The 13,651-nt window shown below is 50.0% G+C and carries 16 protein-coding genes and 1 pseudogene; 8 read left to right on the forward strand and 9 right to left on the reverse strand.

Features of this window, described 5'->3' with window-relative positions; genetic code table 11:
• Window positions 1-591: 591 nt before the first annotated feature.
• From AC6I8L_RS24750 to AC6I8L_RS24760, 3 genes are all read left to right on the forward strand, one after another.
• A complete protein-coding gene (locus AC6I8L_RS24750; protein ID WP_058962416.1) occupies window positions 592-1,623 on the forward strand; it encodes a tyrosine-type recombinase/integrase in 1,032 nt (343 codons plus the stop codon).
• 123 nt (window positions 1,624-1,746) lie between these two features.
• Window positions 1,747-2,520 carry a nucleotidyltransferase domain-containing protein gene (locus AC6I8L_RS24755; protein ID WP_498014848.1) on the forward strand — a complete coding sequence of 258 codons (774 nt, stop codon included), beginning with the start codon at window positions 1,747-1,749 and terminating at the stop codon, window positions 2,518-2,520.
• A 79-nt stretch (window positions 2,521-2,599) separates the two neighbouring features.
• A complete protein-coding gene (locus AC6I8L_RS24760; protein ID WP_498014850.1) occupies window positions 2,600-3,514 on the forward strand; it encodes an Rpn family recombination-promoting nuclease/putative transposase in 915 nt (304 codons plus the stop codon).
• Window positions 3,515-3,692: 178 nt separating this feature from the next.
• Here AC6I8L_RS24760 and AC6I8L_RS24765 read toward each other — a convergent pair whose 3' ends face one another.
• From AC6I8L_RS24765 to AC6I8L_RS24775, 3 genes and pseudogenes are all read right to left on the reverse strand, one after another.
• Window positions 3,693-4,223, reverse strand: coding sequence for a DUF2913 family protein (locus AC6I8L_RS24765; RefSeq protein ID WP_498014852.1), 531 nt, complete (start codon window positions 4,221-4,223; stop codon window positions 3,693-3,695).
• Window positions 4,224-4,882: 659 nt separating this feature from the next.
• Window positions 4,883-5,092, reverse strand: a pseudogene (locus AC6I8L_RS24770) (LacI family transcriptional regulator); the annotation flags it as partial.
• Window positions 5,093-5,188: 96 nt separating this feature from the next.
• Window positions 5,189-5,419 carry a hypothetical protein gene (locus AC6I8L_RS24775; protein WP_498014854.1) on the reverse strand — a complete coding sequence of 77 codons (231 nt, stop codon included), beginning with the start codon at window positions 5,417-5,419 and terminating at the stop codon, window positions 5,189-5,191.
• Between the two features lie 447 nt (window positions 5,420-5,866).
• On the opposite strand from AC6I8L_RS24775, the gene AC6I8L_RS24780 reads away from it, so the two are divergent.
• On the forward strand, window positions 5,867-7,105 hold the full coding sequence (locus AC6I8L_RS24780) for a sensor domain-containing diguanylate cyclase (protein ID WP_058962487.1): 1,239 nt from the start codon (window positions 5,867-5,869) through the stop codon (window positions 7,103-7,105).
• A gap of 306 nt (window positions 7,106-7,411) precedes the next feature.
• On the opposite strand, the gene AC6I8L_RS24785 is transcribed toward AC6I8L_RS24780, so the two are convergent.
• Window positions 7,412-7,621 (reverse strand): CsbD family protein, encoded by a 210-nt coding sequence (locus AC6I8L_RS24785; RefSeq protein WP_017345754.1) that lies wholly within the window; start codon window positions 7,619-7,621, stop codon window positions 7,412-7,414.
• A gap of 496 nt (window positions 7,622-8,117) precedes the next feature.
• On the opposite strand from AC6I8L_RS24785, the gene AC6I8L_RS24790 reads away from it, so the two are divergent.
• Entirely contained in the window at window positions 8,118-8,357 is a 240-nt protein-coding gene (locus tag AC6I8L_RS24790) for a biofilm development regulator YmgB/AriR family protein (RefSeq protein WP_058962486.1), read from the forward strand.
• Between the two features lie 185 nt (window positions 8,358-8,542).
• Here AC6I8L_RS24790 and AC6I8L_RS24795 read toward each other — a convergent pair whose 3' ends face one another.
• Window positions 8,543-8,803, reverse strand: a complete 261-nt coding sequence (locus tag AC6I8L_RS24795; protein ID WP_058962485.1) for a hypothetical protein — start codon at window positions 8,801-8,803, stop codon at window positions 8,543-8,545.
• Between the two features lie 834 nt (window positions 8,804-9,637).
• Between AC6I8L_RS24795 and AC6I8L_RS24800 the strand changes: the two genes are divergently transcribed.
• Window positions 9,638-10,801 (forward strand): diguanylate phosphodiesterase, encoded by a 1,164-nt coding sequence (locus AC6I8L_RS24800; RefSeq protein ID WP_498014856.1) that lies wholly within the window; start codon window positions 9,638-9,640, stop codon window positions 10,799-10,801.
• Window positions 10,802-10,902: 101 nt separating this feature from the next.
• Here AC6I8L_RS24800 and AC6I8L_RS24805 read toward each other — a convergent pair whose 3' ends face one another.
• Window positions 10,903-11,232 carry a hypothetical protein gene (locus tag AC6I8L_RS24805; RefSeq protein ID WP_153012358.1) on the reverse strand — a complete coding sequence of 110 codons (330 nt, stop codon included), beginning with the start codon at window positions 11,230-11,232 and terminating at the stop codon, window positions 10,903-10,905.
• A gap of 186 nt (window positions 11,233-11,418) precedes the next feature.
• Between AC6I8L_RS24805 and AC6I8L_RS24810 the strand changes: the two genes are divergently transcribed.
• Window positions 11,419-11,706, forward strand: a complete 288-nt coding sequence (locus AC6I8L_RS24810; RefSeq protein ID WP_058962405.1) for a hypothetical protein — start codon at window positions 11,419-11,421, stop codon at window positions 11,704-11,706.
• Window positions 11,707-11,886: 180 nt separating this feature from the next.
• Window positions 11,887-12,153 (forward strand): hypothetical protein, encoded by a 267-nt coding sequence (locus tag AC6I8L_RS24815; RefSeq protein WP_058962404.1) that lies wholly within the window; start codon window positions 11,887-11,889, stop codon window positions 12,151-12,153.
• 420 nt (window positions 12,154-12,573) lie between these two features.
• On the opposite strand, the gene AC6I8L_RS24820 is transcribed toward AC6I8L_RS24815, so the two are convergent.
• The 3 genes from AC6I8L_RS24820 to ycgZ form a co-directional block, all read right to left on the reverse strand.
• Complete coding sequence (locus AC6I8L_RS24820) at window positions 12,574-12,840, reverse strand: biofilm development regulator YmgB/AriR family protein (protein WP_058962402.1); 267 nt, start codon at window positions 12,838-12,840, stop codon at window positions 12,574-12,576.
• A 109-nt stretch (window positions 12,841-12,949) separates the two neighbouring features.
• Window positions 12,950-13,213, reverse strand: coding sequence for a hypothetical protein (locus AC6I8L_RS24825; RefSeq protein ID WP_058962401.1), 264 nt, complete (start codon window positions 13,211-13,213; stop codon window positions 12,950-12,952).
• A gap of 106 nt (window positions 13,214-13,319) precedes the next feature.
• Window positions 13,320-13,556 (reverse strand): regulatory protein YcgZ, encoded by a 237-nt coding sequence (gene ycgZ / locus AC6I8L_RS24830; RefSeq protein WP_058962400.1) that lies wholly within the window; start codon window positions 13,554-13,556, stop codon window positions 13,320-13,322.
• Window positions 13,557-13,651 lie beyond the last annotated feature (95 nt).

A 13,651-nucleotide genomic window follows, 5' to 3' on the forward strand; every position in this document is an offset into this window, starting at 1 on the left:
GCCGATTAGCATCTAGGGTTGAGCAGCGTTGTAATGACATTAAACAATATTCGGCTATAACACAATGAATTTAATGGTACCTCCTTTAACTTTCATTCGAGCTGTCACTTAAAGAAAAAGAATGGCACTTTTAAACAATACTAACCTTCATTCTTATAGCCTCCATCCCATTTACCATATCCTAAAAGCATAGGCGAAGCTCAAAAAGTTATGCTTACCAACTAAGAATACCGTTCTTAAAGTGAAATTGTTTGCTGAGTCCTGCATCAAAGTATTTTTAATTTGTTAGTTCTCATGCCCTCTCACCTCAGTATCTGCTACAACTAGCTGACAAATTCCTAACCTTATATAATTATACTTATATAAGTCCAGACAAACACCAGAAACCCCTGTATCATGCGGATCCGGGCCGGATCCTGAGCTTTACGGCCATTTATACGAAAAGGCGACACCTGAACGCTGTCATGCTGATCTGGGCGGGCGCTTAAAACTCCGGCAGCGCTACGTAAAATCTGACGGGCATCTGCCCTGCTCTTTCTTCAGAATTCATGTAGCGCTGCCGTCAGATAGACGGGTAAATACTGAGCAGACATGAACGATATCTCCGGTTTTACCGGCGTGGCCCTCAGCGGCAGCGCCGGTGACGATCTTACCGCAAAGCTGGCCGCGTTCGTCCGGCACCGCGAGGCCTTCTCACCTAATACGTGGCGCCAGCTGTTAAGCGTGATGCGGATTTGCTGGCGCTGGTCGCAGGAAAACCGGCGGTCGTTCCTGCCGATGTCGCCGGAGGACATGCAGGACTATCTGTTTCACCTCCAGGCCATTGGCCGGTCAACCTCGACCATCTCGGTGCATGCTGCTCTCATGTCAATGTTACACCGTAACGCCGGTCTGGTACCTCCGACGGTATCGCCTGACGTGGTGCGCGCCAAAAAGAAAATTAATCGTACGGCCATCGTCTCCGGCGAGCGCACCGGGCAGGCGGTACCCTTCTGTCGGCCGGACCTGAATCGTCTCGATGCGGCCTGGAAGCATTCTCCCCGTCTTCAACATCTGCGGGACCTCGCTTTCATGCACGTTGCTTACGGTACATTGCTGCGTATGAGTGAGTTGTCCCGATTGCGGGTACGTGACATTTCGCGGGCGGCCGACGGTCGCATCATCCTCGATGTAGGCTGGACCAAAACCATCCTGCAGTCGGGTGGGATTGTTAAGGCGCTTAGCACGCGCTCTTCTGAACGGCTGATGGAATGGATTAACGCAGCCGGTCTTGCTGGCAAAGCCGACGCGGTACTGTTCTGCCCAGTCCACCGGTCAAACAAAGTGACCACCTTCTCAACCGTGCCCATGAGTGCCCCGTGTCTGGAGGATATCTGGCGCCGCGCAAGACATCAGGCGGGTGCAAAAACTCCCCTGAAAACAAACAAGGGGCGCTATTCCAGCTGGAGTGGCCACAGCGCGCGCGTCGGGGCCGCGCAGGATATGGCCAGAAAAGGAATCTCCATTGCGCAGATTATGCAGGAAGGCACCTGGACACAGACTCAAACGGTAATGCGGTATATCCGCATGGTCGAAGCTCACCGGGGCGCAATGGTCACGCTCATGGAAAGTGATGATGATTAGCAGGATACCTTCTGCACAGGCCCGACTAAACGTGTATGCCGTAAGCCCTGAATGAAATCTTTCAATGCGGCTGGTAATATTCGTCTTCACTGACGTTGTCGTTAACAGCATGAAGGAGAACGAATGGCGGTTGATAAAAACGGATTCATCACCGAACCTGCCTTCAGCGGCTTTCAGCGTGCTTTCGCCCCAGTGGTTTCTGACGTGGTGCAGAAGCTGAGTTCAGACATGCCTGACCAGATCCACAGCATATATGTGTATGGCAGCCTGGCTGAGGGCACAGGCAGGGAGGCGTTATCCGACCTGGATCTTACGGTGATATTCACGCGGGAACTTGATGACCTTACTGCAGCCAAAATGCAGGTTGTTAAGGCAGAACTTGAACAGCAATATTCAGTCATCAGTAAAATTGATATCGACCCGGGCGTGTTGGATGAGGTGATGCTGCCTGCCAGTGCGAATCGCTGGGGCTACTGGCTGAAACATCACTGCGTCTGCGTGTATGGTGAAGACCTGCGAGAACGCTTTAAACCTTTCAGACCTTCCAGAGACATTGCCGTCGCCGTTAACGGTGATTTTCTCATCGTGCTGAATGGCTATATTTCTCTTATGAAGCCCTCACTGGAGCCTTTGCAACGACATGCGCTACAGCGGGCGGCAGCACGTAAGGCCATTCGTTCGACGAGCATTCTGAGAGACGACAATGATCCGGGCTGGCCGGCAACGCTTGAAGAGCATTGCGCAAAATTTAATGATCGGTATCCAGCTCTTGCGGAAGAAATGGACTACCTGCTGAGTGTCAGCCAGCGGCCGCGAGGCGATATCATGACTTTTGCCAGCAGGATTTCGACATTCGCTTACTGGCTGAATGCTGAATACAGCACGCGATGTCAGTAATCACCATTCGCTGGCTCCCTTTTAAGCGCACACTTTTCTTCCAACGCGGAAGAACGTCTGGCTGACGGACTACAGGAACATGAGTAAAAAAATAACACCGACACCACACGATGCGACATTCAAAGCATTTCTGACGCACCCGGATACGGCGCGCGACTTTATCGAACTGCACGTGCCGGCAGAGTTTCGCGCCATTTGCGACCTCAGCACGCTAAGGCTTGAGTCCGGCAGTTTTGTGGAAGAAAACCTTCGCGCCTATTACAGCGACGTGCTTTACAGCGTTAAAACCACCCGTGGTGACGGCTATATCCACGTGCTGATAGAGCATCAGTCTACGCCCGATCGGCATATGGCTTTTAGGCTGATGCGATACGCTATAGCGGCAATGCAGCGGCACCTTGATGCGGGGCATAAGCAGCTTCCACTGGTGATCCCTGTCCTGTTTTACACCGGTCGGCGAAGCCCTTACCCCTATTCGACAGACTGGCTTCAGGAGTTCAGCGATCCGGATATGGCTGCCAGGTTATACGGCACGTCATTTCCACTTGTAGACGTTACGGCTATACCCGATGATGAGATTATGAATCACCGCAGCATGGCAGCGCTGACGTTGCTTCAGAAGCACATCCATCGACGGGATCTGGCGGAGCTTCTCGATCGACTTACGACAACGCTGCTGACCGGACATCTGACGGGACAGCAACTCATATCACTGATAAACTACCTTATACAGGCAGGCGAAACTGAAGACGCTGAAGCCTTTGTACGTAATCTGGCACAGAGAGTGCCGCAGCATGAGGAGGCTCTGATGACCATCGCACAGCAGCTGGAACAGAAAGGTATCGAAAAAGGTATCGAAAAAGGTATGCAACTGGGAGAGCATAAAAGCAGAGTCGATATTGCTGAAAAACTCCTCAAAAGTGGCATGGCTTTGACATCAGTGAAAGAAATGACAGGCCTGTCAGAAGAAGAGCTTTCTAAAATTCGTCATTAAGGCCTTTTATTCCCTGTCTGATACCCTGGCTCCCTGTCAGGATTTTCTGGCTTTGGTCAGTGACTAACTCTCAGATGGGCCATAATAGTAGCCTGACATTGGCTCAAGTGATCCCGAGCTAATGTCAGGGGAGCACTCTGGTTATCTGCCTCATAAACTTCATACGGTTTGGCTGCCTTTACTGAATATCAGTAATCAGAAGATGTAATAGGGGATCACCCACATCTGCTTTGCGTTTCCACCCGGCACGTGACAGTAGCGCATCCACCGCAGAGAGTTCGGCGGTAATACGGGTGGCCAGCGGTTTTATAAGGCTTCCCTGTTCATCAAAACCCGTTTCCAGATCGCTTTTCCGGAGGAAAACAGCCGGGATGTTAGGATTCATCTTCAATGCCTGGCGCCCTTCCCAGTCGGATTCCGTGAGAACGCCGTAATTAATACCCGTCAGCGTAATGGCGTGCATCACGTGCTGGAGGCGGAATAAATCATTCTGCGCCAGCAAATCACCGCTGCTTGCCCGCCAGAGATATTCCAGCTTGCCCGGCAGATCTGCCCGAAGCCCTTTCTCCCGACCTTCTCTGAGCAGCCAGCGAATGTCATTAGCAAGTTCACGCCGGAACAGGCGCTTCTTCTCTGCCGTTGCCAGCCATCTGCATAAAAAGAGATTTTCCTGCGCAGCGGAACTGACAGCTCCGGCCTGACGTGCCATGTTCAGTGCGATAAGTCCGCACCAGGCAAGGTGATCGACGTAGAGGTTTGAGGTATCCATACTTTGATTTATTTTCGTTGATATGCGGATTTAATTGCCGATCCTAACCTGCGCGGGCTTCAATTTCATCCCTGTTTATCAGGGAGCCTCTTTGCCCTTCAGGAGGCGAGGGGACTGACGGCGTAAAAGGAAGCGCAGGTTATAGAAAGCTCCTGTGACCAGTAACAAAAGGTAAATATAAATTCTACACTGAGCAGAGTAATATCGTGGTGCACACACAGCTACGCTGTTGCAAACGAGAATTTCTGTACTGATTTATTTAACCCGTCCTAAGACGGGTTTTTTTCAGTATTCCCGCTGGCATTTTCTGGATGTGAATAATTCAGACCATCACGCCTCAGACGGCAGCTGTGTTCGGGCATAAAGGCAAGCTGTATTCAGGGCAGCGCATAAGTGAATCTGAGCATAAATACAGTGAGAGCTGTCTGGTGTTGCCTGCCGTACAGCTCATGGACAATCAGCTGCCTGCCAGTGTAGCCAGCTCCGCCTCGTTTAACCTCAGTATCATGCACCTCTGTTCCCTAAACATCCTCAATCTAAAGAGGGTAGCTTAAAAGCAGGTACGCGATGACCTTTGCGCGCCTTTACTGAGAATGTCCGCCCTGACAGTTGCTACTGGCGGTGTTCATGGTGCAGGCAATAATATTGACCTGGTCGCCCAGCCGTTCGGCGGCACGCATCACTTTCGCGCGGTTTATTTAAGCTACAGATGCGCCGGGCGTGGAGGTCCTGTACACGGCCGTACGGGCAACCCCCGCCAGCCGCGCCACGTCTTCTTCCTTTACCCGGCTTTTACGATTCTCAGTTATCCGTTATCCACCCTGCTGATTTCCCGCACTGATTACACAGGGAAAACTCACATCAGGGCTACAACTTTTTTTCAGAGATGCTGGCGGTGCCCCCGGTCAGGCAGGCTGCATTACCGTTTTCTGACGGATGAGTCTGTTAAGTTTTTCAGTGGCCAGACTGATTTCGTTCTGCAGCTGAAGGTGCTCCCTCCGGGCCGCGCTCAGGCGTCTCTCGAACAGCAACGTTTCTCCTGCCGTGATTTTCTGTTCTTCCAGCGAATGCAGAATAATTTCTGACTCCCGCAGGTAGCACTTCAGCATTTCGATGTGAGCTTTCTGAGCACTCATTGCGTTTTCTGCGAGTCTACGAGCCATAACCACCTCAAAATTTCCTTATTCCCCAGGCAGAAAGCGTAATCACAAAAATCATGACTCGCTACTGGCGCAGTGTACTTTTGATTGGTTATGGATCTCATTGTTGAGACACCATACATCTTCGCGATACCTGACCCCATTTCGGCGGTATGAGATATTTAAGTTAGCGGACTGATCAGCCGATAAGATTGATAACGCAATTACCGAAAGTGTCTCACTGTCCCCTCACTCCAGAAATAATCCGCAGTTTGATTTCTGCAGGTTTATCTACAACGCTAAGCATGGTTGCCATACCCGAAATGAAACGCTTTTATCTCTTAAATGATGAACTCCAGGAACGTCAGTGACTGATAAAAGGTATCTATCACGATCATTGTTGAGGTTAACCAGTATCGACAGTCTAAAACGGAGTTCAAAATAATGAGCAATGCGATCAAACCTGCCCTTTCCGCCGTCTGGTCCACCGACGCTTGTGGCTTCTGTGTTACCAGTCAGGAAAGCCCTGAAGGCCTGATCCCTGCACTGAAAGGCGTTACGCTGAGTGAATGGCTGGAGTTCGCACAGGCTGATAATGACGCAACGATTGCGCAGCAACTCACTGCAGCGCTGGAAATGTTGACCCCTTTTAATATCGAAGTACCGATTAACTGCCTTGACGGGACCAGGCGCCGGGTGATCCTGTCTGGTTTGCCGGGATGCACGACCAGTAACTCTCCTGGCCATTTCAATGGATTTATCCTTGATATAACCGGTCAGCGTAAAGCACTTGAGGATGCTCTGCGCACGGCGACCGAATACCGGTTGTTGATTGAAAACAGCACCGACCTAATCGCGCATTGTGACAGGGACGGCAGGTACGTATCGATTTCGCCTTCTTACAGCGAAATGATTGGATATTCAGTGGACGAGATAGTTGGCCAGTACGTGGTGGATTTCCTCCATCCTGACGACCGCGTATCCGCCGGAGATGCGTTAATGCATCTATTTGAGGGTGGCGTGCTGCCGGACGTCGTAGAGGTTCGCAAAAGGCACCGGGATGGCCACTACATCACGCTCGGTACTAAGGCGTGTGGGGTAAGTGATCCCTCTACTGGCGATAATATTGGAGCCGTGCTTGTCTCACGTGATATCACGCATGACAAGGAAAAAATGAGAAGGCTTGAGAAGCTTGCTACCCGGGACACGTTGACCGGATTGCCTAACCGGGCCTGGGTTTACGATAAAGTCAGAGGGATGCTGTCTGAGGGAGAAGATCTCACTTTCACAACAGTTCTTTTTATCGATCTTAATGGATTCAAACCCGTTAACGATACCCTGGGGCATGCGGCGGGTGACGTTTTGCTACAGCAGGTGAGTGAGCGATTAAAGCACTGCATGCGCCCTGGGGACTCAGTGGCGCGCCTGGGAGGAGATGAGTTCGTCATAGCCGCTAAATGCCTTAATCGCGAGGCGGCTTCAGCGATCGCACAGCGTCTTATTGACAGCCTCCGGGAGCCATTCGTTATTCATAAAATGGAAGTGCGTATCGGGGCATCCATAGGTATCAGCCTTGCAGGCTTCGGATCAGTATCCGTCGATCAGTTATTTGATCACGCTGACAAAGCGATGTATCAGGCGAAAGCGAAAAGAACGGGCTCCTATCAGTTTTATGGCGGCTGAACAAAGGCTACAAAGGAGAGTTAAAAAAAACCGGCACATTGAGTGCCGGTTAAAAATTCAAGTTTCCAAGAGATTGGGTTTCACCCGGCACTAACTATAGATTAATTCAGAAAAAAATCGCTATCTTAAATTTAAAGTGGCATCGCACAGGGCAGTTTTCAGAATCCCCCTTTGAAGTGACAGTCTTTAGAGGGAAAAAGACGTACGGCACGCGGGCAGATTACTGGCTAGCTCTGTTTCACGTTCTTATGCCCTGCAATAAAAAAAACCGGCATGGGAGCCGGTTTCAGTATTAAGTCGAGGGGCTTACCACTTATAGTGGTTAGAATCTTCCCAGTCTTTCAGCTCTTTTTCAGCCTGCTCCTTGCCGTAACCGTAACGTTCCTGGATACGACCGACCAGCTGGTCGCGTTTACCTTCCGCGACATCCATATCGTCGTCGGTGAGTTTGCCCCACTGTTCTTTCACTTTGCCTTTGAACTGCTTCCAGTTACCGCTGATGCGATCTTCGTTCATGTCGGTCTCCTTCGTTAATTCACGGGCTGCCGCCTGGCAGTCCCTCTGCAGAACTTCATGCTAATCAGTATGGCTCATGCAGGGCACTTTTCCTGCCTTGCATCACATTCTCGGAACTTTCCTGACCTGAAGTCACCCTGCCCGCATTCAGTCAGGTATTCAGGCACTCCACCTGATGGCTGCTCTCCTGAGGCGACTCCCGCTCTATACCTGCAATCATTCCGCGCTGCCCTGAGACATTGTCATGCACCGCACAGAATTGATTCACATAATCGTTTTCTTAAGTGCTAAAGGGAAAGCGGTAAACTGATCAGGGACCAAAGATAGTAGTTCCCCTTGAGTCAGACTTAATAATTTAAGCTTCAAAGACCCAGACCTGCCAGGCGAGATATAAGGTATTCTGAAAGCATGTTTTGAAACGAGAATCTTATCTGTACATTATTTATGAGTTCAATTACGTTTCGCACTGTGAAATGACGATTACGCAGGAATGATGATGCGACAGGACGGCTTACCCCCCGGAAAAGAAACGGGGCTGCCCGGCTATTTAAACCAAATTACCGATCCGGTTCAGATGGAATTGCTGGGGAATATTACCGTCGAAATTCTCAGGCAGGAAAGGCGCCTGACCCGTACCGCTATCTGCCTTAAGCTTGTAGGCCGAATTGACGCGACTCACGATCCGGAAAAAGAAAGGCATTTACGCGCGCTTCTGGCCATGCTGTTTAACAGTTAGCGTAGCATCCTTTATGGCTGAAATGGCGTCTCAGCATGCAAATGCTAGGCCTAAGATTAAAATGCTGATATGAATAAGAAAGTGTCGTCCCTGACAGTTTCTCCGGCCGGTTCACGCGATGGCGCAACCGATGAGGTCATTCACGTTGTCGTTTTCCGGCCAGAGCCGGACTACGTCTCCTGGCGTCAGTTCTTCTCGTCGTTCAGGCCTGCAAGCGTCTGCAGGTATGGCACATGGCGGAAGGCCTGCTCCGGCTCATGAAAACCTCTCAGCCAGCTGGTGGCCTCCGAAATTTCAGTAAGCCTCGCATTGCTGCCGCCCGCTCTGGCCATGAAACCCAGCTCGGCAATGAGAGACTCAATGCTAATCTCCCGCTCGCTGAGTGCAAGGCTAAGTGCCGCTTCGCCAATGATGACGTGCCCTTTCCCGTCGTGTTGAATAGACAAATTAATCCCTCCATTAACGTTAATAACAACCTCACCACCAACTGTAGGCAATACAGAAGATTTTGCCGGGATAAAATTCCGAAACAGAATAATTAATTATTTTTCATAAAATTTGAGTTTAGTCGAGCGGGTTGTGGATCCGCTGCTACACTCCCTGCGCTAGTTGTGAAATCTTTTTTTGTATAAATTGAGTTATTGACCCCGAGGCGAAAGCCCGGGGCTCTTTTCTTCGGAGCATCTGGCCTGATTTTTCACACTTTCCATTTTCCGCATGTCGCCATCGCCACATGTTAATGATGGCGTTGATTGGTCAGCCATCAGCAGTTTTGAGTATCAATGTTCATAACGTATTGACTAAATAAAAAGATTGAAACCCTGATTATCCTGCAAACGAGCGAATTAATGGTTGCGACACACTACCACACGCTATCGCACTCCAAAAAATAGTACTTAAAATCATACAGATGAACGCAGTAAAAATTTTATTAACATTTTCCTTAATAAAGGACGGCTGTTATGTTTTTCTGGCTGGCCGTCAGAAATATATGCCCGAAAAGAAGTTTGATGAATTCTCAATCGAAAGGTATGCCCGTCATTTTTATACAGGTGTGATTTTTACTCTGCTCCCGATTTTAAGGTAAATGAGAATTACTTCTCAGCTGTTTTTGTTACGCGTTCCGCAATGTTTTACATGTGAAAATTTTCAGGGAACATAACAGCATCGCTGCATAAATAAATAATCTTATAGCTTGCGCTCCGCTAATAATAAGGTGTCCGTAAAGCATACAGACTGCTATGGTGTGCGTGGACAATCATAATTAAGCGGAGCAGAGCATGCTGACAACTATAATATACAGAAGCCATATTTCAGACGATGTACCCGTCAAAATTTTGCCGGATATGGTCAGCCAGGCGAGCGGTTTCAACGCGAGCAGGAACGTAACGGGTATTCTGCTGTTCAATGGCACGCACTTCTTTCAGATCCTTGAAGGGCCTGAAGCAGGTGTACAGGAAGTTTATGCGCGGATCTGCTCGGACAGGCGCCATCATAACGTCGTGGAACTGATGCGGGATTATTCTCCCTCACGCCGGTTCGGTAATGCAGGTATGGAGCTCTTTGATTTGAGAACACATGCTCAGGAGACCGTGTTGCAGGCGGTACTGGACAGGGGTACCTCCCGCTACCGGCTGACTTATGACGATCGCGGACTCCAGTTCCTGAGAACCTTCGTCGAATCGCGCGAGAAAGAAAACTATTTCGAAGTGCTTCCTCCTGACTACTGGGAGTTTGTTCCGGCGGACAACGATCCCGTTACCTACGGGGATAAGGGCATCAGCTTCAGACCGGTAGTGGATCCGCTGGGTCGTGAAGTGACAGCTATTGAAGCTATTCCTGACAGATTACAGGACGGCCTTAACGATGATGAGCGCTATGAATATGACCTGGGTGCAGTATGCTTTGCGCTGAAAAAAGCCGGCAAAGCCTGCCCCGACGGGATCCCACTTTATGTCACCATTCTGCCCATGACGCTGGTAGCGATTCCGGGCGCTGTTGGCCAGATTGTCAGTGCAATTGAGTCCGCAGGGCTTGTGCCTGAGCAGGTAATCCTTGGGGTCAGTGAAAGAGAAGTCATATCGCAACTGGACGAATTCACGCGCGCCATCCGCTCTCTCAGACAGGCGGGCATAAGCATTTCAATCGATAACTTTGGCGACGGTTCTGCAGGACTTTCTCTGCTGGCAACCGTTCAGCCTGACAGGGTTCGCATTGACGCCGGTATCATCCGCCATATTCACCGAAGCGGTCCTAAGCAGGCGGTTGTCCATGCCGTTATCAGATGCTGTTCAGCGCTTGAAATCAATATCATAGCCGCCGGCATTGAGCATCCGGAAGAATGGATGTGGCTGGAAGCCGCAGGGATCATCGATTTTCAGGGGAGTCTGTTTTCCCCTGGCGGTGCTGCCGTTGCCTGGCCCGAGTCCAGAGAAGCGATGTAATCGTCATCAGATATCAGGGACTCTTCCGGTTAATTTCCCGGAAGACGTCCGGTTACTGACTGCTCTCGATTGGCGGTGTGTTTATATCACACGACACAGAGTTAAACGGATCTTGCAGCAGCACTCTGCTGAGGCGTTCTCCCTCTGATCCTTGCAAGCGCTGCAGAGGATTTATCCAGAATGCTGCTGCCCGCTTTCTTCGGCTGAACCTGTGTCCTTTTTCTGTTGACCTTATCAAGCCAGATACGAAAATGCCCCGTCATCGCGCTGGCATGTTGCTGATCGGGAGTTCGGTAAATCAGTAACCGGCTGACCGTCTGATGGCTCTTGTCGAGAACATAAATTTCATATCCCCCATCCCGATTTTCGCATTCAATTGCTGTGAAATGCATAGCTGGCCAGCGGTTAACCCGCTCCAGAAACTCGCTCATTATCATAATTATTCCTATTCTATTTATTAGCAGGCTATTACTTTTTTCACTGGTCCGCCCAGATTAGTCGCAGACTGAGGCTTTGCAAGTTTCAGGGCCGTTTAAAATTGTAAAGATGTGGGGACTGATGCCGGTCAGGTTTTGAAAAGCCGCTCGGGTCCACTGAAAATTTGCAGGAGCAACTGAATGATCAGTAATAAACGTCTGCAGCGCATCGCTGAAAATGACAATGATATCGTCCCCGAAGTCAGGGAAATGGCCCGGGAAATTCTGGATTACCGACGCGCGCTGTCCAAACCCTGGGCCATCATTGAGCCACTAGGGTCAAAGTATGTTGAAGACGGCAAAGGCGCCATGGTGTGGGCCGCCCGTTACAGCGGCCATCATGACATCCCTCTTTACCGGCTGGATGCTGATGCGCTTCCGGCTGACGTAAAAAGCGCTAAACCCGCCGAAAGGTCTGATGAAACTTAAAGTTAACCAGATTCTGATTCAGCTTAGCCAGATGGTGTCTTCAGATACGTGCAGGATAACCTCTATTAAAAATGAAGTACCTTCGCGGGCGTTGCGTTACCGGCACCCCTGATTCCGGTTGTGTTCCGTGAGGTTAGACCTGTGATAAAATATCCGGATGTGTTACCTGCCGGAAGATTTATGAAAAATACACCTGAAGATGATATGACGGAAATTCTCATTGGCGAAGCCGTGACCGAGCTTCTTGAAACCCGGGCGGCCATTTCATGGAACGCCCTGCTGCAAAAATTGCAGTCGGCGATGAATAAAGAAACCTGTGAAGTCCGGAGTCAGGCCATTCAGCGTGCCATTAATGAAGTCAGGCAGGAGATGCAGTTAAAATCCGGAGGAAACGAAACCAGGCCGGGCTCCGTGCAGAATGAGACAACACGTTCCAAGCTGCACTGATGAACCTTCATGCTTGGCCGCTTCGGTTTCTGTGGGCGGGGTAATTTGATAGACTGTATATCTATCCACATACGGACGGAGGTCATGTGAATAATGACGACGCCGCCGAAGATATCTACGCCGTCATCGGGACGGTAGTAGCACGCCTTCTAAAGCCGGGTGAACACCTTACACTTCACGAAATAACAACGGCTCTTCACGCGATGGGCGAAACAGATGCTGGTCAGGATGTGCGTAATGCGTGCCGGGCTGCCATCAGAATGCTGGCCCGCCAGATGCACTGACGTTAATTTTAGCGTGTCGCCAGACCACCACGCTAAGGCTGGCGAGCGCGATACTCTCGTGTTTAATAAACAGAATCTTTACACCTGCAGCAATAAATCGCTAATCAGTATATTTACTTAATTTCCCCCGTTAATGCTATGCCCTTTCACTTTCGGGCGTACGGCCCAGCACAATTTCCAGCGTATTGCGCAGCACATCGAGATGAACAACGTCAGTTTCATTCTCGATTTCGGCAACGAGGAACAGGATAAGGGTTTTAGTCGTTACTTTTCTGCCTTCAATGACGATGGTCCTGATAGCCGCATCTAGCACCTTCGTTTCGGCAGACAAATCGTCTCCCGCATCGCGGAAGTGATGAATGATCGCTGCTTCGGTGGTCTGGATGTGGGTAGATTGCTGCATTTTAATTCCATATTCCTTTCGGAAGTTAATGAGTTTTTGAGATAACGGTTTACGAGCCGCTTTCTCTGAAGTCCCTGTGGTTTGCAAAATACTGCTTTGCAGTTAAGGGTTAATCCTTGTCACCGGCACCGCTGGGGGTAAAACCGGCTAACAGGGAGTCAGCTGCATGTTCATTCTGCGAAAGCCTGGGGGCTATTTCTTCGAGAGCCAGCTTCAGGGCTGATGTCCGTTCCGGCACCGCCTCATCTGCCATCATTTTTTCCAGGTGCTCTCTGAGCGACTGTGCGTTGATTCTGCCACCCGCGCAAAGCAGTTGTACGCTTGCTTCACCAAGAACAATATCTTTGAGTTTGCTGATGTCGTAGTTGCTCATTTCCGCCTCTACGGTTTTGACCACTCAAGGTAAAAAATAAAGACACCACGCCGGGTGTCTTGTCTGATGCACAGTTATCAAATTTGTATAACAGGCGCGCACGGCCTCAGAACAGCATGGCAATCAGTGACTGATAGTGTCGTTCTTCATGCGCGCTCGCCGCATTTTCAAGACGCTTCAGTAAAACCGAGCAGATCGCTTTGCGATTTAGGGTTTTACCGGCCTGAAGAATTTCAACCACGACCTGCCCCATTGTCTCCTGCTGGTTGGCGTGTGCTGAAATGTTATGAAAATGTGCAATGTCGCTGGCAGTATCCGGGTGTGTATTAACGTTCTGACGCATGGGCAACCTCTCAGATGGTTAAAATTTATCGGCTCTGTCTGAGCGTAAAGTTATACAGTTACTTCAAACTTGTACACGGATTGTGTTTTGGTACA

This window comes from Type-E symbiont of Plautia stali (assembly GCF_059731115.1).